Below are 25,466 nucleotides of genomic sequence, written 5' to 3'. Positions count from 1 at the left end.
TTACCTGTTAAATTGAGTTGCATTAAATTCCATTTCGTGTAAAATTTGCCCAATGAAAAGAACATTACTTTACTCATTACTCGCAGTTGTACTAGTTGTTACCAGCTTTTGTGTATGGTGGTGGTTTTGGCCACAACCGAAACCTCTGAGGCTTAGACAAGGTTCTTTTTCTCAACTTCCTGGTTGGAATGAGGCCAATATTCAGGAATCACTAAAGACTTTTCGGGTTTCGTGCAAAACCTTCCTTAGACAAAATCCTGAAAAAACTGTCGGCAGCCATCATTTAAATTTAAAAGCCAAAGATTGGCACCCAGCATGTCAAGCAGCTCTTGCAATCTCCCCCATCACTAATAAAAATGCAAGAGAATTTTTTCAAAAATGGTTTACCCCAGTTGAATTTTACAGCAATCAGTCTGTACGGGGCTTATTCACCGGCTACTATATGCCCCTTCTTTATGGAAGCCTTACCCGAACAGATAAGTATAATGTACCCATCTATAGCATACCCTCTGACTTAGTCACTATAAATCTCAGTCAATTTGATCCAAACCTTAAGCATAGGAAGCTGATTGGACGCGTGACGGGGCATAAAGTTGTTCCTTACTATAATCGTGAACAAATCAATAAGGGTGCTATTAAGAAAAAAGCTAAAGTCTTAGTTTGGCTTGATAATCCTATTGATCGCGTCTTTCTAGAAATTCAGGGCTCAGGAATTGTAGAGCTTCCTAATGGGGAGCATATTTATCTCGGCTATGCCGCACAAAATGGCCAGCCTTATACTGCTATTGCCAAGGTTCTAATCGACAAAGGTGTAATGACCAAGCATACTGCTTCCATGCAAGGAATTAAGCGATACTTGACGAAACATCCTAAGGAAATGAACAAAGTTCTAAATCAAAATAAATCCTTTGTATTTTTTAATATGCTTCCACAAAATGCAGCATTGGGTACGCAAGGAGTCGCTCTAACACCAGGTTATTCATTAGCAGTTGATCTGAAATGGATCCCTATTGGCACCCCACTCTGGCTAACCACGACAAGACCAGACAAACATAGCGATGACAAAAAACCCTTCCAACGTTTGATGATTGCTCAAGATACTGGTGGTGCTATTCGTGGATTAGTAAGAGGGGATGTCTTCTGGGGAGCTGGTAAAAAAGCTACCTATATCGCCGGTCATATGAAAAATGAAGGACATTATTGGCTATTGTTACCTCAACATGCAGTAGAACGATTGAAAAAAGAGTTTGCCAGTTTAGAGATAGAAGCACCCGAGAATAAAAAGCCTTAAGAGTTTTTCTCGTTTCAAATAAACCTGCCTCTACGAAAGAACCAAAGTTTCACACGAAACTTACAAACCTCCCTGCCCCCCAAAGGAAGCATTTGTAATTTTCCCTTAAGGCTAACTCTTTTGATTAAATAAAGACCTCAAGACACTATCATTAAAAAACATTTCATAGCGTTCATTCTCACCTGCTGGTGTATTTATAGCTTCTGCAGGTGCTGTTAAGGCCTCTTCCAAACTAATAATGCGGTACCCATTTTGTTGATATAAATCAATAATGTCACCTAAAAAATGGCTATTTAGCAAATTAGCATGAATCAACAATATGTGTTTTACAGGTTTATTTGGATTAGCCTTAGCAGCTCTACTTTCTGCTTTAAGGGTTTGGCTCCAAATAAATGCAAGATATCTTTTTTTCAGTTGATTTAAATTTTTATCACGTAGTCGATAAGGAATAGCGAACAATTGTTGGTTAAATACGAAATCTTTACTATCAATGGTTACTGGGGCGACCGTATAGTTATGAGCAGCAAGATAATCGTAGACCGCTTGTTTCTTTTCTCCTGAACTTTCTGCAAGATATGGATAGCGGAAATATTTATGCTCAGGGAACAAAGGGGTTAAAACTTTATCGGCTCGATCTACGTCATCAATGTATTTTTCTGCGGTAACACTATTTAAGCTTTTATGAGAGTACGTATGGTTACCTAATTTAAAACCTGCTTGACGAAATTGCTCCAGAAGCTCCCATTGCCCCTTTTCTATTGAACCAGCAATCACAAAACCAGTTGCTGGAACATTCTTGCTAATTAAAGTTTGTAAAATTTGCATGAATCGATCGTTTTCACGCTTTAATTTTGCAGGATTATTATTACAAGAGCCAACAAACGGCAAGTCATCGATCGTGATAGCAATTTCACGATCTTGAGCAAATGACAAATTATAAAATAAACACCCTAAAGCTAGACAGACAATATATTTTTTTAACATTTGCCAATCCCTTATTAAATAATTCTGCAAGTTTAATTGCAAACTTTGTACCAAATTTTTAAAACTTAATTCTCGCTCATCCCCAACCATTGCAATTTCCATAACTCGAAAAGAAAGAATTTATCAGCTTCATTTTTCATGAATGGCTGCAACTCCTTAAGCGATAATGAACGGTTATTAGCAATAAGTTTGATTAATGCTACAGAGACTCCTTCAATATTCCACTGATAACCGTTAATAAATAGATTAACAGAGTCTCTTTCTGATTCCTGGTAAGCAAATCGGCATAAAGGATTACGCATAAGCTGCTTACTTATTTTTAGCTCTTGCATAAACACATCCAAACAAACCTCATGAGATAAGGGTATGGGCAAAAGTTCTTCAGCATGTTGATCCAACTTAGTTGCAAAAGTGCCGAACCATAACTTAAGTTGAGATTCATTAGATAACAATTGCTGCATTAAGTCTCTGGCATTTTTCCACGCTTGCGGCAATAACTCTGAAGATGTATTCATAGCGCGCCAGTCAGGATCTTCATATAAGATACCCGCTTGTTTCTTGTCAGCTAAATATTCACCAAAACTATCCCATAATTCTTGGGCTTGATAACTCCTATAACCGAATGAATAGGTCATACAATCTTTTGACATGGCTACTCCATAATGGCCTACATGAGGAGGCAAATAGAGCATATCGCCCTCTTCGAGAATATATTCTTCCTCAATCTGAAAATCTTCCATAATCCTTAATTCAATACCAGATATACTATTTTCCACACAGCAATTTTTTGTGGTTAATGACCACTTTCGTCTTCCCATTGCCTGGTATAAAAAAACATCATAATTGTCATAATGAGGCCCTACACTTCCCAGCTCTGCTGCGTAACTTATCATGACATCATCGACTCGCCACTGAGGAATAAAATTAAAATGATCGAGCATCAACGCTACCTCAGGAATAAAGCGATCTACGGCTTGGACGAGTAAAGTCCAATGTGTGTTGGGCAAGCGCTTAAAATCGTTAGCTGTGAAGGGTCCACGTCTGAGATGCCAATAAGGTGATTTATTAGGAGTTTCAAATATAATGCGACTTTCAATATCTTCTTCCATAGCTAGACCAGCTAACTCGTCAGGACTCAATAGGCTAACGAAGGTAGGTAAAGCTTGACGAACTACTAAAGGTTTTTTTTGCCAATAATCTGCCAGGAATTTTTTAATACTAAGATCACTAAAATTAACCATGCTAATGCCTCTTTTCTTTTTATAGTAAATCCGAAGGATAAAAGATCGATAATAGCTGGGGATTTTATAATCTTTCTCTAGCAAAAAAAGCATATTATCAATTAAAATTTCACTAGAAAATATGAATTATTTCTTAATAAATAAGCTATATTTGAAAATAAATATCTTAAGGATTAGATATTATGAATAAGAAAAACATAGTTTTGCTATCTTTCCTTCTTCCTTTTGCATTAAATAGCGCGACAGAAAATAACTCATTATGTCGAAGTAACGAGCAAACTTTATTTACATGCCCTACAAAAAGTAACAAAATCGCCTCCATTTGTGCCTCTAAGAATTTATCGGCAACTAGCGGGTACATGCAATATCGATTTGGTCAACCCCAAAATATTGAATTGAGCTATCCATCTGAACAAACACCTCCAAACAAAGCTTTTATGGGTCGCTCACAGATGTTTAGCGGCGGTGGCGGTATTTATTTGCGCTTTAGTAAAAATAATGACGACTATATTTTGTACAGTGGCATCGGTAAAGGATGGGAAATAAACGGAATTATTTTATTACAAAATGGAAAATTTATTTCCTATATCCCCTGCATAAATCAACCGATTTCCGAAATTACGCCGCAACAATTGGAAAATTTAAATATCCCTCACGATCCTGATAACCAGGAGTTTTTCCCAGGCGACATTCCTCAAAATAAAACAGCAGCCAGACTAAATCAGTCTACAGAGGAGTTAAAAAAAATAAAGGCTTGCTATGACAAAGCAGTGACAACAGTTGACATGAAAGCCTGTGCAAACAGCGAATACACGTTTTATGATAATTTGTTAAACAAGCAATACAATGCTTTATTGGGGATTTTATCAAAAACGAATCAAAACTTATTCATCGATACCCAGAAAGCCTGGTTGAGCTATCGCAAGAAAGAATGTGATTTTGAGAGCCTTCAAAATAAAGGAGGAACTCTACAGCCTCTTTCATTAATTGAATGCTATACGTCTTTTAATAAAAAACGAGTCGCTAAATTCAATGAACTTATTCAATTGTATCAAAATTAAATTATATACAACTATTATTAACTCAAAGGTAGGTTCTCATGGATGACGAAACCTTATGGATTATAGGCAGTCAAAAAGAGCATTTTGATCTTCCCGTCTCAGTTAATTGGGCATTATCGGAAAAAGACCTACCCCAAGAGGGTTGTTTTGCTATTGCTCTGGTGTTAAATGATTACAAAAAAAGCCTTAAGCTTATAGCAAAACTAAGGCAGCAAAAGGCTTATTGTCTTACACCTATTTTTTATATTGGCAAAATCGATGAGCCAAACGCCGATATTTTTGACGGTTCATTAGAAAAAACATCGTTGACTATTGCAAAAGAAATTAATCAACGTATTCAATTGCTTCCTAGCGAGCAACTCTTAGAGAATGAAGAGTTATTGCTTCTAAGTTATTTATTTACCCGTCCTAATACAATCATTCATTGCCATTTAACCTCTCATTCAGCCAAAGGAATAAATTTTCCTCTACTTCATACACTTATTCATAATTCAAATAGTTTTGATGAATGGAGTTTTTTGCAAAATTTAGTTTCTCGTGATTTACTCGAACAAGAAAAACTAATTGATGAAATTCACACCTGTCCTCACTGTTATTCTGGGCTACTAAACTACAAAAACTCTTGTCCTAATTGTCATTCCATTGATATTAAGACCCAACAATTTATTCATTGCTTTTCTTGTGGCAATATCAGTCCATTTAGTGAATTCTTAAGGCAAGAACGTTTAATATGCTCACGTTGTAGCGCAAATCTAAGACATATAGGCATTGATTATGATAAACCCCTAGAGGATAAATTATGTAATCAGTGTGGCTTTTATTTCTTGGATGCAGAGGTAAATATCATTTGCATGAGTTGCTCTAGAATAACCGCGCCAGAAAACCTGGTTTCTCGCAAATTACATAATTACAAACTAACCAAACGCGGTGAATTTTTAGCTCGAGGCATAGAGAAAAAATTACAGACACAAATCAGTGATTTTTTTGAATTTATTGATTTTGACATTTTTCTTACTGTCATAAAATGGCAAACCAAGCTCGCCATCCGTTATAAGACTTTCCATTTTAGTATTCTTGCCCTGAAGATAATTAATGAAGATGACATTCTCAATGAGTTCGGGATCTTTCATGCTGAAAAATTACTTATTGAATTTTATGACCGATTACGTCAAGTTTTTAGAGACAGTGATTTAGCCTCTCGGGGAGAGGGATTTGTCCTGTTTTTTTTACCTATGACTGATGAAACAGGGTGTGACGTATTATTAAGCCGGATCAAAGAGTTCAGCGAACAACAAAAACTCAGCAGCAGCGAAAACAAATTAGTTGTTAACATTGGCTTTATGACCTCCCATGAAATGATAAAGTCACAACAAGGTACTGAGTTTCTAATAGCCAATTTGCACTCAAGGATGGATAGTAATGACTGATTTTTTCTACCAGACCTATCTGTATTTTACGATGGCATTAAGTACACAAAACCTCTGGTTTTTCATTGCTTTCTTTTTCCCTTTTGTCATTTTATTAGAGCTCCCCTTTTATCTTATCAATCTGATATATGTTATTAGAGGTTGGTTACGAATCCATTTTAATAATCAGCAACAACCGACATTTCATCCATTAATTAGCGTCGTGATTACGGCTTACAGTGAAAGCAAAGAAGAATTAGAGATTTCCTTGCGTTCAGTAGTTGAACAGCTATATTGCGGCAAAATAGAAGTACTTTTTGTAATTGATGATGCTAAAAGAAACTATCAAACTGTTTACAGTATGAAACAATTAGCACTGAAGTATCAGAACATTCAAAATTGCTCCATTCGTATCATTGAAAAAAAGACGAGAGGTGGCCATGCCAGCTCAATGAATTTAGGTTTAAAAATGGCGCGTGGCGAAATTCTCGTTATGATAGATGCCGATACTTCTATTGATAATCTTACTCTTATAAAAATTACTAAACACTTTACTGATCCCAATGTTATTGCAGTCTCGGGAGCAATTCGAGTTAGAAACTGGCGTGAAACTTTTTTAACAAAACTCCAAGCCTTGGAATATATGATAGGTATTCAATTAGGGCGCTTTGGTTTAACAGAAATTAATATTACTAATAATATCTCTGGGGCTTTTGGTGTCTTTAGAACCCAGTTTTTACGACAAATAGGGGGCTGGATGAGCGGCACTGCAGAAGACCTGGATTTAACTTTGCGAATCCATGCCTATTGCAGACGCTACCCCCAATTTAGAATTGTCAATGAACCTGAGAGCATCGCCTGGACAGCCGCACCTAATACTCTTCGTCGCTTATTAAAGCAAAGAATGCGATGGGATGGGGATTTATATTATATTTATATCCGTCGTCATTGGCGCATGTTTAGCAGTAAAATTATGGGGGGCAAAAAAATGTTTTTGCTTAGTTGGTATGCTCTCTATTATCAATTGATTTTACCATTCTTGATTTTACTTTATTATCTTTACCTGCTGCTACACTTTGATTTTTCAACCATGTTAGCTATTAGCATTATTGTTTATAGCTATTATCTAATAACAACGACTTTTTTATTTATTGTCTTCTTGCTATTAGTCTCCGAAAGACCTAAGCAAGATTTAAAATTAATAGGTTGGATAGTTATTACACCTATTTATCAGCAGTTCATCCGGACCATGGCTGCTGTTTTTATCACGAATGAAATATTCTTTAAAGGACACCAAGATACAACCATGGCACCTTGGTGGGTAATCAGGAAGAGCAAATAATGGCTATTAAATTTAAAAAAATCTCAGGTGAGCACTTGGCAACTAATTATGGCAGTGGAACACGTACCCCCCCCAAAATGAGGTGGTTATTACTCATTATTTTAATTAGCTTGCCCTTGATTTTTTTAATGACAAAACTAGTTTCAGAATATATTTTTGTCAGTTTTTCAGGCTTAGTGGTTTTTGATACTTTTACAATTCGTGCTCCAGGTGCAGGATATATTGAATCGCTTACTGTTCGGGCAGGCCAACAAGTGGTCCCCGGTACCCCCTTACTTCAGTTTAAATCACCTACTTTAGAGGTAAAATTAAATTATTTGCGCAAAGAAAAGCAGTTACTCAAAGCATTGTCTGAGCAATTGAGTCTGCAAAATTACCAACCTTTTGACACAATGCTGCAAATTGCATCCCAGGATATCCAGATAAGTAAAGAAGTTTATGAGCGATTTAAGAATTACATGAAGAATGGCGACATGTCCGAACTGCAATTGGAAGAAGCCAGGAAAAACTATGTTAGTGCCCAACGTGTATTTTCTAATTTGCAAAAGGAAATCATTGAAACAAAACTTCGTAATAAGACAACCTTAGAGGTAAGTTACCAACGAAAAATGCGTGAAATAGATAGTGAAATCAATGAACTACAAGAAAAGAAAAAATACTTTATAATTCACTCGACCAAAGCTGGTACTATCATGCACATCAATACTTATAACAATGAATTTGTTGCCAGCGGCCAGCAATTATTATCGATAGTCACCCAAGAAAACTTAAAAATTATAGCATTTATTGAGCCACAGTATCTCGATAAAATTTATCAAGGAAAGAAAATTACTATTACCTTTCCCGATGGTGAAACCGTAGATGGAAAAATAACCAATACGCCTAGTTACGCTGAAAAACTTCCTATCTCTGAAATAAACCCACTTGCTACGCGACAAAATAAACTAATCGCTATTATTGCCCCGCTATCACCTATTCCAAAACAATATCATGTTTTTGGTATTCCGGTTAAAGTGAGCTTTTAATGAGCGGTACAATCCATAAATCTCACTCTATCAACAATAGCATCAGGAATTACCACTTATTTGTAATAAATCCTATAATTACACTATTAGAAATACATCTGAATCCAATGCAAAGGATTAATTGGGGGATATGATGAAGATTTCACGCTCCATTCTGATGAAAGCCGTGGAAGCCAATATTATTACCTCTCAACAAGCGAATACCTTAATTGAATTTATTAAAAACCAACCCGAGCAAACTCCTAATTTTAACTTCACGAATGTCTTGTATTATCTTGGCGGCTTAATTGCCATAGGAGCAATGACCCTTTTTATGAATTTAGGTTGGGAAAAGTTTGGTGGATGGGGAATTGTTTCCCTCTGCCTGGTTTATGCAGTCATTGGTCTTTTATTGGCCTATGAATTTGCCAAACATGATTATCATGTCCCTGCTGGAATATGTGCTACCTTTGTCATTGCCTTAACTCCTCTGGCGATATACGGATTCCAGTTAGCAATGGGATGGTGGCCTGATGAGTCGACCTATCAACAGTATCACTACTATGCTAAATGGCATTGGATATTCATGGAGCTCGGAACTCTCATTGTTGGCATTATTTTAGCCTGGATTTACCGTTATCCATTTATGGTAATGCCCATTGCATTGACCCTTTGGTACATGTCAATGGATCTTACAGAAATGCTGGCAGGTCAATACGCAACATTTCAACTTAGTGCAATGATTTCTATGTACTTTGGATTGGTTATGATCTTAATCGCCTTTTGGGTGGATTTAAGATCGAGAAATACTCTTGACTATGCATTCTGGTTATATTTATTTGGTGTGCTTGCTTTCTGGGGCGGTCTCACATGCCAGCATTCCGAAAGCGAATTATCAAAATTCTTTTATCTGTGTATTAACTTGTTGATGATTGGCGTAGGTGTTCTGTTAATGAGAAAAATATTTGTCATCTTTGGTGCTATAGGCTGTGCTTTTTATCTGGGACATCTTGCCTCTGAAGTATTTAAAGATAGTTATTTATTTCCAATTACCTTGGCAATTATTGGTTTACTAATTATCTATTTAGGCACCTTATGGCAAAAGCATGAAGCCCTACTAACTGAGAAAGCTCAATCGATACTACCAACTCAATTGCGAGAACTTTTACAAGCTCGTAATGAATGATTAAAGAAACCCTCATTTGTTATCTTGGTGCATCATACCTTGTCTTTAAGCCCTTTGAAAAAACAATTTGCCACAGCTGAAGCATGCGCGTATTAAAACCTCCAGCACAACTCAATAAATAATAATTCCACATTCGAAAAAACTTCTCATCGTAATTTGCCTTGAGAGAACTCCAGTGAGCATTAAAATTTTGATGCCAGGCCAGGAGTGTTTTGTAATAATCAATCCCTAAATTTTGCCAGTCCTCCATAATGAATAATTTTTCAGTTGCCTTACCTATTTGAGTAATCGAAGGCAGCATTCCATTTGGGAAAATGTATTTTGCAATCCAAGGCATTGCTTGAGTAGTACTTTCATTGCTGCCAATTGTATGTAATAAAAAGAGTCCATCATCAGCAAGACACTGGTGTACAATCTGCATATATTTGCGGTAATTTAAATACCCGACATGCTCAAACATACCTAGTGATGCAATACGGTCAAATTTTTCATTAACATCACGATAATCTTGAAAGCGGATTTCAACTGGTAAATTTTTACAGCGTTCTGTAGCTAGTTCATATTGCTGCTTTGAAATAGTAATCCCAACAACTTTTACGCCATAATTCTCTGCAGCATATTTTGCTAATCCACCCCAGCCACAACCAATATCCAATAAACGCATACCGGGTTCTAATAATAGTTTTCTGCATGTCAGATCTAATTTAGCTATCTGAGCTTCTTCTAAAGTCACCACATCTTTCCAATAGCCACAAGTGTAATTCATATTGCTATCAAGCATGGCTTCGAAAAGATCATTTCCCAGGTCATAATGACGTCGCCCCACATGCAAAGCTCTTTTTTTTGATTGAAAATTAAAAATTTTAGAAAGCAATAATCGTAAAGCAAGCTGTGGATTTGTTTTGATTTTATTTTCGATATTAGCATTCACAATATGTTCGATTAACATATCAATACGTTGACAATCCCACCAGCCATCCATATAGGACTCACCAAGCCCAAGATCAGCATCGCGCAAAACCCGGCTATAAAACTGATCATTATGAATTTGTAAATCCCAAAGAGCGTTGCCGTTAACAGTAATTCCCGCCAAATTTAGAAGCTTAATAACAAGTTCTCTAGCAGTATTGACGTTCCTATACATTTTAACTATCCAAAAGTTAAATCCCTTTAAATTAATTAATACATTAACTATTTATCTGATACTTCGCAAATTTAAAAAGGTCATATTATAAATTTTAGGTGATCATCCAAAGGAGTTCTTGCTTATCTCTAAAATAGTTAAACCCAGCCGGCATTAACCGACTGAGCTTAATAACACGAATCTTATTGATTAGGATTCGTACTCTCTGGATTACTTGGGGTACTAGTGCCTGTATTGTCTGGGGTACTGGTATTTGTAGTATTGGTTGTATCAGGAGTTCCAGTTGTAGTTGGAGTTGTTGTGTCTTTATTCTCTGGCGGGGTAACTACAGTGGTGTTACTAGGCGTTGTAGGTGTCGTCGCAGGTGTTTCTACGTTAATATTGGTTGTTGGAGTAGTAGTTGTTCGAGGCGCGCCAAAGTAATACCATAGTGCAATGCCAGCTAAAATTATTATTACAATAATAGCAACGAACCCGACACTATTATCATTTCGATCAGCCATGACTTTCTCCTTATTTCCTTATCTTATTGTTTAATTATAGTAGAAAAACAAATCACCCTGTTTTTTTTATTTACAAAACATGCCGTTAGATCTTACAACAGCATAATAATATGCTTCATTGATTGTTGTCATTTAATTCTAATTGATGTTTAATGGACCAACAACACTCAAGATGGATCTAAAAATGGGAATCAGTACGATATGCTGCAAATTATTTGAAAACATGATTGAATCATATAAAAACTCCAGTGATGAATCTCGTACTCAAATCTGTTCGAAGCTACTTGCTATCCGTAAGGAAATTAAAGCAAATCCAGAAATCTATTCTGATGAAAGCCTTATTGCACGATTATCCTCCTCTGCAGTGATATTACAGTCAAATAACCCACAATTTTTAGATTGTCTAAAAACTTTCTTAATCACTTATGAGAAAAAAGTTCACTCGTTAGACATTCTAGCGGAATACCAAGATAGTACAGATAAAGAAGACTTTTCACATGAAGATAGAGAACAATCTGTCAAGGAAACATCAACTTCTACTACCTCTCCTTTTTTCCGTGAATTAGAAGCCGCAATTAAGGCTCGAGCAGCACGAATGGATCCAAATCGTTCTAACTCCTCTTTTCAAATTTAACAATTGCCTGAATATACCTGCGTCAAGCAATACTTAAGTGGCTATTATTTGATTTTATAAAATGTAATAATCAAATTTTAGCTGCTCATTCTATTGTGCAGACAATAAAAACCTTATAAATCATGAATGAATCAAATATCCATCAATCCCGATCAGGATGGGAATTAAAAACATTAGCTTTTTCAGCAATTATTTTTATTATCTACATTAGTCAAGATATTTTATTTCCTCTTTCGCTCTCTTTTTTTCTTTATTTACTATTAAAACCCTTCAGAGATCTACTACTAAGGCTTAAATTTCCTAAAATTCTAGCTTCAGCCATTATCTGTGCTTTACTCTTAGCAGTTATTAGTTTTGCAATCTCTTTTCTTATGGAACCTGCTGCCCACTGGATAGATAAGGCGCCGGAAAATATGCTCACGATAGAAAAAAAATTCTCATTTATAAAAAAACCTCTTGCAAAGGTAAGTGAAGCATTCAAAAAAGCACAAACAATCACTGAGGGCTCACCAGAAAAAAAAATTATTGTAAAAACTGACACCGAGAATATTGGATATTCTTTATTTGATTTAACTACTAATGCAATGCTAATGATTTTTATCACAATAGCCTTTCTATTTTTCTTGCTAATCTATACGGATAACATTCTCAGCAACTTGCAAAAAATTATTACGTCTCGACAAACAAAAATTACAAACATTTTTCTTCTAAGTATTGAAGAAGAAATATCTACTTATTTGGTCACATTCACAATCATCTGCTTCTGCCTGGGAATAACAATTGCTCTGATATTATGGCTTTTAGGCGTCCCTAATGCAATGCTTTGGGGGGTGATGGCAACTTGTCTTAATTTTATTCCTTATATAGGTCCTGCGATCGGTATCGGTGTTATATTTTTTGTTTCCCTATTAACTTTCGACACCTACTTTCAAATTCTATTACCTCCTTTACTTTATTTCTTAACCAGCAATTTAGAGGGTCAAATTATTACCCCCATATTGCTCGGACATCGCTTAAACTTAAATCCACTGATAGTCTTTTTTAGTATTATTTTTTGGGCATGGCTATGGGGTATAAATGGTGCATTGCTGTCTATTCCTTTTCTAGCTATAGCTAGAATTATGATGGCTCACGTACCTTCGACTTCAAAATACAGTTTGTTATTGGAGAAATAGCCTCTTTACACCAATGTTTCTTTGTTAGCATGATGACCACAACGACTGAGGAAAACTAATGAAAATTGCATTAAAGCAGCAAACGACTGAAAGAAAAAATAGCGAATATTGTCTCGTTACTGAATATCCTATAGGAGAAAAAGCAATTGATTTTGCTGTTGTTAAGCTAAGTGGTCGTTACCCAGACGAGCGGAGAGCATCCAATTTAGTTTGCCAAGAAATTGTTTATATACAGAAAGGCAATGGGAGAGTTGTAGTTGAAGGCAAGGAAAATATCTTAAATGCCGGCGATGTTGTCTTGATTGAACCTGGTGAAAAGTATTTTTGGGAAGGACATATGGAGCTTTTTATTTCCTGCCACCCTGCTTTTCACATTGAACAACATCAACTTGTTGATTAATAAACCTTAGAGACCATAGCCCATTTTCATACTAATCAGCATCGTTAGTTAGATTAAATGGACCAGTTATTTCGTTTGTGGCTAATGAGTATCGCCAAACATTATCCAGCGTTAAGTGCACTCCTCCCCGCCAACAATCAATGCCATTTAACTTAACCCAATCCTCTTCCCCTTGTGCCACCCTTTCCCCAAGATTAGTTAATTCAAGTTCAGACTCATCCTGCTCATCTAATCGTGGCTTGATTTTAAGTAGAGGACTCTCTGCCTTGGCTAGATTCTTAATGATTCGCTTGAACGTAGTATCCCCCATGCCAAGGAAATACTTTCCCTCTGAGATGGGAAGCTGATGGAATAACTCGGGAATATTGGCAACTCCAGCAATAATGGAATCCAATATATATTGTTCAGTCCAGGTCAGGCCATTGTGATTTGAGGGAAACTCTCGCAAATATCTCAATAATGCATTCTTCATAAAAGGCAATGCCGACAAATTGCTATTTACTACTTGCAAAACCAGAGTCGGATCTGTCCTGGTCAATGCCCTCCAGATTGTTTCAGCAAGTTGAAATTGCGCATCTGTAATTTTTTGGCGACATGAGAATAATGCTTTAATTTGCTGCTCATCCAATTGACCTAAACCTAGAAAAGGAACTATCCCTGGGTAGTGATTGATACATATTAAAGAAAGCTTCGAATGTAATTTTTTCCCAGCTAAATAAACCAATATTTGCACAAGCTGCAATTGATCATAGGTATCGTGCTCAAACCAAAGAATAATTTCTTCAAAATTAGGCAAATTATGTAATTGCTTTTCCAGCTCATGAAAAGATGAACGGATCTCATCTAAAGTCCCATATTCCTGGGAGGCAAGATATTCAGAACGCTGCTGGCTAAATTCCTCAAAACTTAGATTAGCTTGAACAGGCCCTTCATAGAGGACATCGCGCCAGGCAATGACGTCTTGAGTATTAAAGCCAGTTTTGATTAACTCTGCAGCATAATCACCATTAGTTATATGTATCGAGCTCATATTTAGCAGTAATTAATGATAGCTGTCTCTAGTATACAGATTAATCCCTTAATGTCTAAGCTAAAACTCACTTGCAAAACCTAATCAATCTATTTCTTCCTATTTGAATTTTATGGTTAAAAAACTGCTAGACAAGCCACAGTCATAGAGGGTTTTCATATTGACCGGCAAGACCAAAATAAGTACAATAAGAGCATTTATTTTGTATTTCTGCAATTAAGGATTTTTGTAAGCATTCCAAGGGACTGAGTTATCCAATTCTCTGGAGTCGTATACATGCCTAGTCAAAAAGCAAATGATCTAGAAGAGCTATTTACTCTTTTAGAACTAGAAAAATCCCCTCAAAAAAATCATTTCTTATTTTTATTAGGCACCGACACTGTATTTACAGAAGAGCCCACAATTTCTCTTAAAGACCCTACAGAAAGTAAATCTTATGAACGAGGAGAGACACTGTCTTATGCTGCTCAAGCTGTTGTTAAGATTCTAGGAGAAGAAGATGAAGTTATAAGGACGGATGCACCCTTATCTTATTACTCCCCTTCAGTCGATGTTGTAAACGGCCCGACCACTTTAGGCAGCGAAGTAGGCGAGCGTATTGCTCAAGGGGTTTTCCTTGCCCTGCGAGCAGCTGCGAATGGAAAGGAAAGTTTACAAATTTCGGCACACAGTAGAGGAGCTGTCGAATCAATTCTGGTAATGAATGAGTTAGCTCGGATTAAAAAAGCCTTGACCGAAGAACCCGATAAGGCATTATTTGAAATTCTAAGCGAAAGTCCTTGTAGCTATACATGTACAGCAATGAAGAAGTTTTTTAAACAAACGGTAAAAGACCGTGCTGAATCACGAAAAGAACTTTTAAGTCGCTTAAATCAATTAAAAATTAACCCTTTTTTAATTGATCCAGTACCAGGAGGCGGCTTTTTGAAGATTCCGGGTGTTGGTTGGTATGACGAGCGTTTTTTCCACCAACCAGAATGTAATGACTATGAATTATTATTATACCGCGATGAGCGAACTCGCTGTTTTACTCCAATTGTTCCTAATGGGATGCAGCCTAGCGTTATCCCAGGACATCATGGCTCAGGAAGTGGTAATCGATACAATCAGCAACTTCAAGAAGTACCAGCTGAAGTTAACGACAGAGATACGACAACTATTCAAGATCTAGTGTTATGTAAGCTATTTCACTTTTTCCATCGCACAACCGGGATCTTTCCCCCCAAAGACTACAATATCGACCTTAAACATCAAGGGCTTGATACTGTTCTAAACAACTTTTTAAAAACAGAAGAAACTGACAGATATCACTTGATGCTACAGCATTATTTGGCAGTAGAGAAAAATGATGAAGCTTTTCGCTCCTTTTCAAATGGTTCATATGCCTATTTAGGCGCACAATATACAAAGGATAAACAACGCTTTGTGCATTTCCGCAGTCATAATCACGGAAGCATGTCAGATGTTGCTCCGCAAGTACACGGCGGTTTTCTCAACTCAGAACACGCTATGCTCTTTTTACGTGACTACATCCAACTTGATCGCTTAACTGATGCCAATCCGGCTGTTTTAGTAATCGCTATAACCAACGCACTAGAGCAAACTATTTCAGAAATGAGAAATAAGGAAAATATTAATCCCTCTAAGTTATTGGTCTTAATTCAATCTCCTACTGGTCGTGGAATCTTTTTTAACGGCTTATCAATTTTTGTTGATTTAATTAGTCAAAAATATATAAGAAATAATTTATCTGTAGAGGAAAACAAGCAACTACGCGAGGCTATCCAAAAACCATTTAATGTATTAAAGGAAGCACTCAATCTAAGTGGCGATAAACAACTTTCTGTAGCAAATCGTGAGATTATCCAAAAATGCGAGGACTTTTTAAAAAATGGGTTAAAAGGTACGATTGAAACTCATTACCAATCAATAATCCGACAAGCTGATGACTTATCTCGTCGAATAGAATTTTTCTTAGCCCCCCCTGAGCGTTTCAGCATTACATTCGAGGATTTTTTGAGCAACTTGGACATTAAGGATGATGAAACCGGAAAGTTACGCATTATCAAAAAGCGCTTGCAAGAATTAACCCCAGTTAACATTGAAAATGTAGAAAGCGTATTGACTGAAGCGCTTGAACAAATTCGAGTCGATAAAAGTTTATCGATTGATCAAAAAGCAAAAATTAATGCCATTCTTGTCAATGAAAAAACTCCTTTGCAAAGCCATTTCGAGGCTCATCATACTACATTAGAAGAGTATCTATCTCAGCTCGAGCACCTTTTTGAGTTAGCAAAAACCTTGCGTGACGACAGTCCTGAACTGAATAACATTTTGGCTCCAAAGTCCTTGGATATTGATAGTAAACAGCTTAACTTTCGCTGCCTTGCTCTCATCCAAATAGGTGGGATACTGCTTAAAGAAAAAAATATTGATTTACACGTCAAGCCAGAAGGTATAAGCGCATCCTTCTTTGAACACCTTAAAAAAGAAGCCATTGCCAATGGAGCCCATTTCCCGGAATTGGAAGATTTAATTCAAGATTGGGAAAATAAGCAGGGAAGGATTTCTGAGTTAGAACAGCAAGAACAGAAACTGTCCGAAGAAATTGAGCGCATTAAACAAGCCAAAGAGCAAGAAGCTGAGCAACTTAATGACCGATTAAAAAAACTTCGTGATGAGGTCCAAAAGTTACAATCGCAAGCTGAGCAACTTAATGATCAACTGCAAAAGCAAAATAGGGAAGCTGAAAAGCAACGCCGGAAAATAGAGAAACTGCAATCACAAGCAGAATTAGATACAGAATGGCTAATCACCAAGAAGATTCTTCCCTTAACCAATAAATATCTAAATCATTTATTAGCCGAGGCAATCGAACTTCAACCTCAAATAGTGAATCACGACATCAACAAGCCGCTTCCTTCATGTAATTCTGAGGATGAAAGGACAAAAGAGGCCTATAAAAAAATAGCTCTCAAATTTAATGCCGTACAAACTCTGAAACAAGGATTGGAAAACAAAGAAGCCGTTCCTTTCCCAAGCAAAAGATTGGAGAACTTTAAAGAATCATTAACACGCATTGAAAATGATTTAAACCTACATCGCGACCCAACCTGGAAAAGGTATCTACGAACTTGCTTGGCAATCGTCGGAATCCTTGCCTCAGGTGTTGTATTTGGCATGGCCGGAATGGTGCTTTATTCAAAGTTTGCCGATAAAAAAGTATCCTACTTCTTTTCTCAACAAACTCAAGGTAATGAGTTTGTCGAAGAAATCAACCAATTAGAGGCTTCTTTGTAAAAGATCCAAAAGAAAAATGCTAACTCGTAATCAATTCTCTTTATAACAATTGAGGTGTTTAGGGATAAACCCTTTTGTACTTTGTACCATTTGATCATAAATAACTTCGCAAGAAATTATTTTTTCTGGCAATTGTTTAGTCAGACGAATGCTTGTTTCGTTGTATTCGCAAACAACATAAATTGTGTCATTGGCGGCAAAAGACCATTTTGCTTTCCCTTTACTTGCAAAATCAGGTTTCAGGCTCGCCAATTCTTTAGGATGACCTGCGTAGATAGAAATACCCTCAAGAAAATAGTTAGGTTCCTTCGCCAATAGTTCCCATCCTGATGGGGGAAGTATCACCCTTTCTGAAACTTGAATTTTTTCAGGACAGATGGGAATACTTACTGAAGAAGAAAACGCTACAACACTTATGAAAATGGGCATAAAAAAAAGAATAAGCCCTGGAATTTTCTTACTCACAATTATCACCTAGAAAGCATTAAGAATGATTATCATATCTTGAAATATACTACTTTACCTCCTAAAAAACCCAGGCCTCATTTTAGTTGGCTACCACCGATAGACTATAATTTAAATTGGACAATCTAAATGAAGGACAAATATATGAATAATTGTTCTGCTAAACAGCTTAGGTTGCTACCTATTTTAATTGCTTCATTGATTTTTATAGCCATTGGTTTCTCAAGTAATGTACAGGCAGCAACCCCAACACACGGAACTTCAAGTGCCAATCCCATGCAATTAGCTTATTTTTACGTCTATGATTCTTATCCTGGACGTTATTGGGGACCGTGGAGACACGGACGATGGGGACCAAGATACTACCGCCCTCATAATCTATATTGGACAGGTTGGCACACCTATTATTACCGTCATGGCCATCGTTGCCAGAAAAGTTGTCTTATAAACTCATGGAATGGTTTTATTATCCGTTGTGTAAAACGTTGTATTTAAAGGGTTCAACAGTCCTGGCTCATACGCAGGACTGTTATAAAATACTAGGAAATATTTTGCAAAATTATGCAAAATAATCAACGATTCCCCTGATTTTGGAGTGAACTACAGGTGTCGTTAGTGCTTGCTCTATATCAGCCTCATTTTCTTTTGATATGGGTTCATAGGGTCGTGAAGAAAAATGACGCGGGTGGTTATTCGATTCAATATTAACTTGAGAAAGATTAATTCCTTGTTCAGACATCATTTCTCGTAGCTTCGGGACGTTTTGCTCAATTAAGTCACGCACTTGTGTCGTATGAGCAGTAATGTTGATACTGGCCGAATCTTTAACTAGTTTAATATTTACCTCTAATGGCCCCAATTCTTGTGGATTCAGCTTGATAATTGCTGTTTTAATTTTTTGTTGCCCCAACCATACCACTTGTTGGGTAAATTTTCCCCCCCAATCAGAGCTGGAGACACTCGATGGGATATTTAGCGTTTTGGGGCTCGCTATCTCGCGAGAAGCAGAACCTTTAAGCTCATTATGCGTAACGGAATGTAGTGTAGAGGTATTAGCAGCTTCCCTGTTTTCATCAATAGCTGGATTTGCCATGTCCAGTAAGGTTTTAAACTCAGAAACATTGTCTGTATTCATTAAAGGATTTACAGGCTTCTCGGGAGAGTTTTCCAAGACTACCTGGTGATCTGTCGATATTTTTATTGGTAAATTTTGATGCGAATTTTCTTTTTGTAAATGAACGCTGCTCGCATTCTTCGGATCTGTAATTACTTCTTCACCATTTTTATTTTCCATGGAAGGCTTAGAGTCAATAATTTCTATCCCAGGTTGCTTTAGTTCTAAAACAGGCTGAAACTGGGCCACCTCTATTATCTCAGTTTCCACATTAAAATTCTCCCCACTATTGCACTCATTAACAGCAACAACTGGCTCTGAATTTATTTTATCTTTACTCAAATCAGACAATATGTCAGAAGATATTTCTTCTATCTCTTCCTTATATTTTTTTAAAATTAAACCATCACTATTGTCTTTATTAATAGTAAATTTATTGTCAGATAACTCAAAGATTGTATCATCAAATTCAATTAATGAAATATTAGCATTTATAGAAATATCACTATCATGATTTTCTTTTTCGAGAGTATTGCTATTGAGTTGTATTTTTGGCTCAGCTAAAGATTGCGTAGAAGACAACTCTTCCTCAGTTAGATCTGCGTTTAATTCTTTAATATTTAAGGCCTCTTCACCTGCCATAATCTTATTAGCAGTAGTGGTGGCTTTGTCTACTCTTACTTCTTCACTGACTAGAAGTTGAGTCATCAAGGCCGTAAAATCGGCATTTCCTTGTGCATCTTGTGCTTGCCCCTCACAATGAAGCTTGATGTCCATTTCTGTTGCAGTTTGCTGCATTGAGGTCAATTGAAGCAAATCAATCATCTTTTAACTCCCTGTTTTCAACAGCTTCTTGCAAAATATGTACCAATATTCAATAAATTATAGGAAACAAAGCCATCTTTAAATAGTTTAGATTAAATCTAAAAATCTGACCATCTCAACCTAAAAATCCCTTAAAATCCATGCCCAAAAAAAGTTCGAATATAGGCTACATAAGCCAACCTGTTTATCTGTTTTGTTAAAAATTATTTCCTGGGTGTAAAAGAAATTTTCAACTTTTCTGCGCATGCTAGTCTCAATTGAAAATCATGGATAAGGACGAACTTTATGCTAACTTTTTTTATGCAAAAACCTAAAGTAAAAGAAAGCCAAATTGATACTTTAATTTCAACTATACTCACGCATTTCAAGCATCAAAGTGAGATTGCTAAACTTATCACTCAAAAACAATGGATCTTCCAACATCAAATTACCTTGTCTAAACGCACATCAGAAAAAGAAGCGATTCTTCTTTGCTACGCTCTTTTCGCCAATACATTAATGAATTGTATTAATTCACCAGAAGATATTCCTGAGTTAATTAGAAATTACTACTCTTCTTCTGATTATCGTCACATTGGTGGTGATAATGGCTGTTATTCTTTTACTCTATTTGATGAAGTAAACAATGCTCTTTTAAAAGCAAGCATAGCTGCCTTGGTTTTAAGCTTAATTACTCTTCCATTTAGTGTGCCAGTTGGGATAATAGCCCTTGGGATTACCCTCTCAACTCTCCTCCCTACCGCCTTTTATGCTTTAGCTGAAACATTACCAAACCAAATGCAAGTTAAAAAAGAAGAGGACCAATTATTTAATGAGGTTCTTTCCAATTTATACCCCAGAGAATTATTAGAGTCTGATAACCCACATATCGCTCAAAATGACCCAGATTCAACCAACTTAGCAATGGTCCATTGATTCCGTGAGATTCTGTGTAACAAAAAAATAAAGCAAGCTCTCTCTTGCCTCATGAAAACTTGCTTTATTTCAGCTATGATTAGCGTTTTGAACTCAATGGAGTTGGTATATGAAAGTGGGTCAAGATAGTCTTGCAACTGAATCTCAATTATCTATAGACGGCAAAGTATATAAATACTTCAGTCTTAAAGAGGCGGAGAAAAATCATTTCCCCGGAATTAATCGTTTGCCCTATTCTCTAAAAGTATTGTTTGAGAATTTGCTACGCTTTGAAGATGGGACTACTGTAACTACAGGCGACATTAAAGCAATCGCAGAATGGCTCACAACCAGAACCTCACAACATGAGATTGCTTATCGTCCAGCCAGAGTGCTTATGCAGGACTTTACGGGCGTGCCAGCGGTAGTCGATTTAGCAGCGATGCGTGATGCTCTTGCAAAGCTAGGAGGCAATCCTGAACGCATTTCTCCCCTTTCTCCCGTTGATTTAGTTATTGACCACTCCGTCATGGTAGACAAATTTGCAAGCCCCGATGCACTTGAAATTAATACGGCAATTGAAATTAAACGAAATAAAGAACGTTACGAGTTCCTACGCTGGGGACAAAAAGCATTTGCAAACTTTCAAGTAGTTCCTCCAGGTACTGGTATTTGCCACCAAGTAAACCTTGAATATTTAGGCAAGACTGTTTGGTCAAGTGAAGACAATGGCCAGCATTATGCTTACCCTGATACGCTTGTAGGAACAGATTCGCATACAACCATGATTAACGGCTTGGGAGTATTAGGCTGGGGAGTTGGTGGAATTGAAGCTGAAGCAGCTATGCTAGGTCAACCCGTTTCCATGCTAATCCCTGAAGTAGTGGGCTTTAAATTAACGGGTAAGCTTAGAGAGGGAATTACTGCAACAGATTTGGTACTAACAGTGACTCAAATGCTTCGCAAAAAAGGAGTTGTGGGGAAATTTGTTGAATTTTATGGACCTGGCCTTGCGGATCTCCCTCTCGCTGATAGAGCAACCATTTCCAATATGGCACCAGAATACGGCGCTACCTGTGGCTTTTTCCCGGTAGATAAAGAAACCTTACGTTATTTGGAATTAACCGGACGTGATCCTCATACAGTCGCTCTGGTTGAGAATTATTGTAAAGCCCAAGGTTTGTGGTATGACAAAGAGACAGAAGATCCTGTGTTTACCGATACACTAAACCTAGATTTAACGACAGTTGAGCCCTCTCTTGCTGGACCCAAGCGACCACAAGATAAAGTTAATTTAAAATCACTTCCTGAAGCCTTTGACGTGTTTTTGAAGGAAGTTGGTAAAGGCATTGAAAAAAATAAAAAATTCCCTGTAAAAAATCATGATTATGAAATGCAGCATGGGAACATCGTGATTGCTGCAATAACTAGCTGCACCAACACTTCCAACCCCAGTGTTCTTATGGCAGCAGGTTTGGTTGCTAAAAAAGCTATTGAGCGAGGGTTGAAACGTAAGCCTTGGGTTAAATCTTCTCTAGCCCCAGGCTCAAAAGTAGTAACCGACTACTTAAAGAATGCAGGTTTGCAACGCTATTTGGATGACTTAGGTTTTAACCTTGTAGGCTATGGTTGTACTACTTGTATTGGTAATTCTGGACCTTTACCAGATGTTATTTCTGATTGTGTAAACGACAATGATCTTGTTGTTTGCTCTGTTCTTTCTGGTAACCGTAATTTCGAAGGCAGAGTACATCCACAAGTTCGTGCTAACTGGTTAGCCTCTCCTCCTCTCGTTGTTGCCTATGCACTATGCGGTACAACTAGCATTGATTTAAGCAATGATCCCATTGGTCAAGATACGGATGGTAAAGATGTTTTCCTTAAAGACATTTGGCCAACCAATGCCGAAGTAGCTTCTGAAGTTGCCAAGGTAACTAGAACTATGTTCCGTAAAGAATACGCTGAAGTATTTAAAGGAGATGCTAATTGGCAAGAAATTCAGACAGGTAGTGATTCAACTTATCGTTGGAATGCTGACTCTACTTATATCCAGCACCCACCTTTCTTTGAAAATCTCTCAACAAAACCTGACTCGATTAAGCCAATTAAGAGAGCCTATGTCCTAGCATTATTAGGTGATTCAATTACTACTGACCATATTTCCCCAGCTGGCTCCATTAAATCAAATTCACCCGCCGGTTTATATCTAAAATCCAAAGGTGTTAGTGAAGCTGATTTTAATTCTTATGGTTCAAGACGAGGGAATCATGAAGTTATGATGCGAGGAACTTTTGCAAATATTCGCATTCGTAATGAAATGACTCCTGGAATTGAAGGCGGAGTTACACGTTATATTCCTTCTAACGAAGTAATGTCTATTTATGATGCATCGATGCTTTATCAAAAGCAAAATGAATCCTTAGTGGTAATTGCTGGGAAAGAATACGGTACGGGTTCTTCTCGAGATTGGGCTGCTAAAGGTACTAATTTATTAGGCGTCAAAGCTGTTATCACTGAAAGTTTTGAACGTATTCATCGTTCTAACTTGATTGGTATGGGTGTATTACCTTTACAATTTCAGGAAGGTACCAGTCGCTTAACTCTAGGGTTAGACGGTACTGAGCGAATTAGTATTGATGTAAATGACTCATTAAAACCTGGTGCCAAGTTACCGATGCTCATCGAGCGGTTAGATGGTACTCAAGAAAAAATTGAAGTTATATGCCGCATAGATACCACTAATGAATTAGGGTATTACCGTAATGGTGGGATTTTACAGTATGTACTTCGTAATCTAATGTAAGCTAAGCACTCTGCCGTTGTGGGATCCCTCAGTCCCCCCCGGGATCGCACAACGTATACTCCTCACTACAAAGATTGAAATTTCAAGGAATTTTTAAAAACAATTTGGCTCTTATACTGCAGACTAATTGATTTTATATGACTAAGCTGCTAAATTTTGCCGCTTACAAATTTTAGCTTAATTGTCTGCATGATATCGTCATTCATCACCAATTTTTCTGGTATCCATTAAGGATTTCGCATGCATCCTTCAAGAAAGGTTTTATCTGTTTTTTCGTTGGTTATGATTAACGTCATTGCAGTAGATAGCCTAAGAACGCTTCCTATGAGCGCAAAATTAGGTCTGCCTTTAATCTCGTATTATCTTGTTGCTGCTTTTACTTTTTTTATTCCTGTTGCCCTGGTTGCGGCAGAGTTGGCAACTGCTTATCCTAACACTGGTGGTTTGTACGTTTGGGTTCGTGAAGCTTTTGGTCGGCGAGCAGGTTTTATAACCATTTGGCTACAATGGATCTACAATGTCGTTTGGTATCCCACCATACTTGCATTTATTGCCGCAACCTTCTCTTACCTTTTTGCTCCACAGTTGGCCAATAATAAATTTTACTTACTAGGGACGGCACTTTCCCTATTCTGGGTATTTACGCTATTAAATTGTTTTGGTATGCGAGTATCAAGCATTGTCAGCATTATAGGGGCAGGCTTTGGTACCATTTTGCCAATGCTTGGAGTTAGTATTTTAGGGGCAATTTGGTTGCTGCAAGGTCGACCAATTTCAGCGGATATGCCCTCTACATGGCTTCCTGACTTCAGCTCAATTGGCAACTTATCGCTCTTTTCCGCCGTATTATTTGGATTACTCGGTATGGAAATGTCTGCAGTTCACGCCGAAGAAGTTAAGAATCCACAGCGTGACTATCCGCGGGCCATGCTATATTCAGCTCTCATTATTTTTGCAACCCTCGTCTTTGGCTCCTTAGCCATCGTCATTGTTGTGCCTAATCAACAGCTCAGTGTTGTCTCTGGATTGATTGATGCCTATGCAGTATTTTTCAAAGCTTACCACCTCCCATGGATGACAGCCGTTATCGCTATACTAATTATTCTTGGTGGCTTAAGTGGGGTTTCAGCTTGGATTATAGGCCCTACAAAAGGCTTGTTAGTGTCGGCACAAGATGGCTCTTTACCGGAGGTATTTGCTAAAGTTAATCGATACGGAGCCCCCGTGGCTATTTTAATTACACAGGGCGTTATTTTTTCTCTTTTAAGCTCCGTTTTTATTTTATTTGATTCCATTAACGCTGCTTATTGGTTATTAAGTGATCTTAGCGCACAAATGGCCTTGTTAGTGTATGTTTTTATGTTCTCAGCTGCTATAAAGTTACGCTATAGCCAGCCTGATAAGCCACGCAGTTATAAAATTCCAGGTGGGAATGCCATGATGTGGTTAGTTGCAAGTATTGGAATTATATGTTGCGTGGGGGCAATGCTAATTGGTTTTGTTCCTCCTACACAGATTCCAATTAATAATATCTATTTTTTTGAACTTTTTTTAGTGGGTGGATTATTCTTGTTTGTGGTTTTACCCTGGTGGTTTGCCAAAAAACATGAAGAAGCCTTTGATAAAACCCATCCTGATCATTACGTCGATTAACTTAAAGTCTG

At 37.2% G+C, this 25,466-nt stretch carries 21 protein-coding genes; 14 read left to right on the top strand and 7 right to left on the bottom strand.

The window, feature by feature from the left end:
* The first annotated feature begins 52 nt into the window (after positions 1–52).
* A complete protein-coding gene (gene mltA, locus Lbru_RS02790) occupies positions 53–1,291 on the top strand; it encodes a murein transglycosylase A (protein WP_058440657.1) in 1,239 nt (412 codons plus the stop codon).
* A gap of 111 nt (positions 1,292–1,402) precedes the next feature.
* Here the strand turns inward: mltA and Lbru_RS02785 are convergent, their stop codons facing one another.
* Both Lbru_RS02785 and Lbru_RS02780 read right to left on the bottom strand, forming a co-directional pair.
* Positions 1,403–2,275, bottom strand: a complete 873-nt coding sequence (locus Lbru_RS02785) for a polysaccharide deacetylase family protein (protein ID WP_058440861.1) — start codon at positions 2,273–2,275, stop codon at positions 1,403–1,405.
* A 65-nt stretch (positions 2,276–2,340) separates the two neighbouring features.
* On the bottom strand, positions 2,341–3,516 hold the full coding sequence (locus Lbru_RS02780; protein ID WP_058440860.1) for a JmjC domain-containing protein: 1,176 nt from the start codon (positions 3,514–3,516) through the stop codon (positions 2,341–2,343).
* 182 nt (positions 3,517–3,698) lie between these two features.
* On the opposite strand from Lbru_RS02780, the gene Lbru_RS02775 reads away from it, so the two are divergent.
* From Lbru_RS02775 to Lbru_RS02755, 5 genes are all read left to right on the top strand, one after another.
* Entirely contained in the window at positions 3,699–4,577 is an 879-nt protein-coding gene (locus tag Lbru_RS02775) for a lysozyme inhibitor LprI family protein (protein ID WP_058440656.1), read from the top strand.
* A 38-nt stretch (positions 4,578–4,615) separates the two neighbouring features.
* Entirely contained in the window at positions 4,616–6,004 is a 1,389-nt protein-coding gene (locus tag Lbru_RS02770) for a TackOD1 domain-containing metal-binding protein (RefSeq protein WP_058440655.1), read from the top strand.
* Positions 5,997–7,325, top strand: a complete 1,329-nt coding sequence (locus Lbru_RS02765) for a glycosyltransferase family 2 protein (RefSeq protein ID WP_058440654.1) — start codon at positions 5,997–5,999, stop codon at positions 7,323–7,325. The genes Lbru_RS02770 and Lbru_RS02765 overlap by 8 nt, the downstream gene beginning before the upstream one ends.
* The gene (locus tag Lbru_RS02760; protein ID WP_058440653.1) at positions 7,325–8,350 is read left to right on the top strand and encodes an HlyD family secretion protein; all 1,026 of its coding nucleotides are present in this window, start codon (positions 7,325–7,327) and stop codon (positions 8,348–8,350) included. Before Lbru_RS02765 ends, Lbru_RS02760 begins: the two co-directional genes overlap by 1 nt.
* 133 nt (positions 8,351–8,483) lie before the next feature.
* A complete protein-coding gene (locus Lbru_RS02755; RefSeq protein WP_058440652.1) occupies positions 8,484–9,515 on the top strand; it encodes a hypothetical protein in 1,032 nt (343 codons plus the stop codon).
* Positions 9,516–9,534: 19 nt separating this feature from the next.
* On the opposite strand, the gene cfa is transcribed toward Lbru_RS02755, so the two are convergent.
* Both cfa and Lbru_RS02745 read right to left on the bottom strand, forming a co-directional pair.
* Positions 9,535–10,659 (bottom strand): cyclopropane fatty acyl phospholipid synthase, encoded by a 1,125-nt coding sequence (cfa, locus tag Lbru_RS02750; RefSeq protein WP_058440651.1) that lies wholly within the window; start codon positions 10,657–10,659, stop codon positions 9,535–9,537.
* 182 nt (positions 10,660–10,841) lie between these two features.
* Positions 10,842–11,162 (bottom strand): hypothetical protein, encoded by a 321-nt coding sequence (locus Lbru_RS02745; protein WP_058440650.1) that lies wholly within the window; start codon positions 11,160–11,162, stop codon positions 10,842–10,844.
* A 184-nt stretch (positions 11,163–11,346) separates the two neighbouring features.
* Here Lbru_RS02745 and Lbru_RS02740 point away from each other — a divergent pair, with 184 nt between their 5' ends.
* From Lbru_RS02740 to Lbru_RS02730, 3 genes are all read left to right on the top strand, one after another.
* The gene (locus Lbru_RS02740; RefSeq protein ID WP_058440649.1) at positions 11,347–11,796 is read left to right on the top strand and encodes a hypothetical protein; all 450 of its coding nucleotides are present in this window, start codon (positions 11,347–11,349) and stop codon (positions 11,794–11,796) included.
* 122 nt (positions 11,797–11,918) lie between these two features.
* Entirely contained in the window at positions 11,919–12,971 is a 1,053-nt protein-coding gene (locus Lbru_RS02735) for an AI-2E family transporter (protein WP_058440648.1), read from the top strand.
* Positions 12,972–13,029: 58 nt separating this feature from the next.
* Complete coding sequence (locus tag Lbru_RS02730) at positions 13,030–13,371, top strand: cupin domain-containing protein (protein ID WP_058440647.1); 342 nt, start codon at positions 13,030–13,032, stop codon at positions 13,369–13,371.
* Positions 13,372–13,402: 31 nt separating this feature from the next.
* Here Lbru_RS02730 and Lbru_RS02725 read toward each other — a convergent pair whose 3' ends face one another.
* Positions 13,403–14,401: a DUF1835 domain-containing protein gene (locus Lbru_RS02725; protein ID WP_058440646.1), complete on the bottom strand. Its 999-nt coding sequence runs from the start codon at positions 14,399–14,401 to the stop codon at positions 13,403–13,405.
* Positions 14,402–14,677: 276 nt separating this feature from the next.
* On the opposite strand from Lbru_RS02725, the gene Lbru_RS02720 reads away from it, so the two are divergent.
* A complete protein-coding gene (locus Lbru_RS02720) occupies positions 14,678–17,701 on the top strand; it encodes a hypothetical protein (protein ID WP_058440645.1) in 3,024 nt (1,007 codons plus the stop codon).
* Positions 17,702–17,731: 30 nt separating this feature from the next.
* Here Lbru_RS02720 and Lbru_RS02715 read toward each other — a convergent pair whose 3' ends face one another.
* Positions 17,732–18,166: an STY0301 family protein gene (locus Lbru_RS02715; RefSeq protein WP_058440644.1), complete on the bottom strand. Its 435-nt coding sequence runs from the start codon at positions 18,164–18,166 to the stop codon at positions 17,732–17,734.
* 144 nt (positions 18,167–18,310) lie between these two features.
* Here Lbru_RS02715 and Lbru_RS16710 point away from each other — a divergent pair, with 144 nt between their 5' ends.
* Positions 18,311–18,661: a hypothetical protein gene (locus Lbru_RS16710; protein ID WP_083500801.1), complete on the top strand. Its 351-nt coding sequence runs from the start codon at positions 18,311–18,313 to the stop codon at positions 18,659–18,661.
* A 64-nt stretch (positions 18,662–18,725) separates the two neighbouring features.
* Here the strand turns inward: Lbru_RS16710 and Lbru_RS02710 are convergent, their stop codons facing one another.
* A complete protein-coding gene (locus tag Lbru_RS02710; RefSeq protein WP_058440643.1) occupies positions 18,726–20,105 on the bottom strand; it encodes a flagellar hook-length control protein FliK in 1,380 nt (459 codons plus the stop codon).
* Positions 20,106–20,390: 285 nt separating this feature from the next.
* Here Lbru_RS02710 and Lbru_RS02705 point away from each other — a divergent pair, with 285 nt between their 5' ends.
* The 3 genes from Lbru_RS02705 (at position 20,391) to Lbru_RS02695 (ending at position 25,455) form a co-directional block, all read left to right on the top strand.
* Positions 20,391–21,020 (top strand): lpg1689 family Dot/Icm T4SS effector, encoded by a 630-nt coding sequence (locus Lbru_RS02705; protein ID WP_058440642.1) that lies wholly within the window; start codon positions 20,391–20,393, stop codon positions 21,018–21,020.
* Positions 21,021–21,129: 109 nt separating this feature from the next.
* Positions 21,130–23,802, top strand: a complete 2,673-nt coding sequence (acnA, locus tag Lbru_RS02700; RefSeq protein ID WP_058440641.1) for an aconitate hydratase AcnA — start codon at positions 21,130–21,132, stop codon at positions 23,800–23,802.
* 240 nt (positions 23,803–24,042) lie between these two features.
* Entirely contained in the window at positions 24,043–25,455 is a 1,413-nt protein-coding gene (locus tag Lbru_RS02695; RefSeq protein ID WP_058440640.1) for an APC family permease, read from the top strand.
* Positions 25,456–25,466 lie beyond the last annotated feature (11 nt).

The sequence above is a fragment of the Legionella brunensis genome (genome assembly GCF_001467025.1).
Taxonomy (GTDB): domain Bacteria; phylum Pseudomonadota; class Gammaproteobacteria; order Legionellales; family Legionellaceae; genus Tatlockia; species Tatlockia brunensis.
The sequence above is the reverse complement of the archived record's forward strand: the minus strand, read 5'-3'. Positions and strand labels throughout refer to the sequence as shown.

What these genes read in the sequence shown, in the direction of transcription:
- Lbru_RS16710 (WP_083500801.1), top strand. Translation starts at nt 18,311, where the DNA reads ATGAATAATTGTTCTGCTAAACAGCTTAGGTTGCTACCTATTTTAATT.
- Lbru_RS02740 (WP_058440649.1), top strand. Translation starts at nt 11,347, where the DNA reads ATGGGAATCAGTACGATATGCTGCAAATTATTTGAAAACATGATTGAA.
- Lbru_RS02710 (WP_058440643.1), bottom strand. Translation starts at nt 20,105, where the DNA reads ATGATTGATTTGCTTCAATTGACCTCAATGCAGCAAACTGCAACAGAA.
- acnA (WP_058440641.1), top strand. Translation starts at nt 21,130, where the DNA reads ATGAAAGTGGGTCAAGATAGTCTTGCAACTGAATCTCAATTATCTATA.
- Lbru_RS02705 (WP_058440642.1), top strand. Translation starts at nt 20,391, where the DNA reads ATGCTAACTTTTTTTATGCAAAAACCTAAAGTAAAAGAAAGCCAAATT.
- Lbru_RS02765 (WP_058440654.1), top strand. Translation starts at nt 5,997, where the DNA reads ATGACTGATTTTTTCTACCAGACCTATCTGTATTTTACGATGGCATTA.
- Lbru_RS02725 (WP_058440646.1), bottom strand. Translation starts at nt 14,401, where the DNA reads ATGAGCTCGATACATATAACTAATGGTGATTATGCTGCAGAGTTAATC.
- Lbru_RS02730 (WP_058440647.1), top strand. Translation starts at nt 13,030, where the DNA reads ATGAAAATTGCATTAAAGCAGCAAACGACTGAAAGAAAAAATAGCGAA.
- Lbru_RS02770 (WP_058440655.1), top strand. Translation starts at nt 4,616, where the DNA reads ATGGATGACGAAACCTTATGGATTATAGGCAGTCAAAAAGAGCATTTT.
- Lbru_RS02745 (WP_058440650.1), bottom strand. Translation starts at nt 11,162, where the DNA reads ATGGCTGATCGAAATGATAATAGTGTCGGGTTCGTTGCTATTATTGTA.
- mltA (WP_058440657.1), top strand. Translation starts at nt 53, where the DNA reads ATGAAAAGAACATTACTTTACTCATTACTCGCAGTTGTACTAGTTGTT.
- Lbru_RS02735 (WP_058440648.1), top strand. Translation starts at nt 11,919, where the DNA reads ATGAATGAATCAAATATCCATCAATCCCGATCAGGATGGGAATTAAAA.
- cfa (WP_058440651.1), bottom strand. Translation starts at nt 10,659, where the DNA reads ATGTATAGGAACGTCAATACTGCTAGAGAACTTGTTATTAAGCTTCTA.
- Lbru_RS02760 (WP_058440653.1), top strand. Translation starts at nt 7,325, where the DNA reads ATGGCTATTAAATTTAAAAAAATCTCAGGTGAGCACTTGGCAACTAAT.
- Lbru_RS02785 (WP_058440861.1), bottom strand. Translation starts at nt 2,275, where the DNA reads ATGTTAAAAAAATATATTGTCTGTCTAGCTTTAGGGTGTTTATTTTAT.
- Lbru_RS02720 (WP_058440645.1), top strand. Translation starts at nt 14,678, where the DNA reads ATGCCTAGTCAAAAAGCAAATGATCTAGAAGAGCTATTTACTCTTTTA.
- Lbru_RS02780 (WP_058440860.1), bottom strand. Translation starts at nt 3,516, where the DNA reads ATGGTTAATTTTAGTGATCTTAGTATTAAAAAATTCCTGGCAGATTAT.
- Lbru_RS02755 (WP_058440652.1), top strand. Translation starts at nt 8,484, where the DNA reads ATGAAGATTTCACGCTCCATTCTGATGAAAGCCGTGGAAGCCAATATT.
- Lbru_RS02775 (WP_058440656.1), top strand. Translation starts at nt 3,699, where the DNA reads ATGAATAAGAAAAACATAGTTTTGCTATCTTTCCTTCTTCCTTTTGCA.
- Lbru_RS02695 (WP_058440640.1), top strand. Translation starts at nt 24,043, where the DNA reads ATGCATCCTTCAAGAAAGGTTTTATCTGTTTTTTCGTTGGTTATGATT.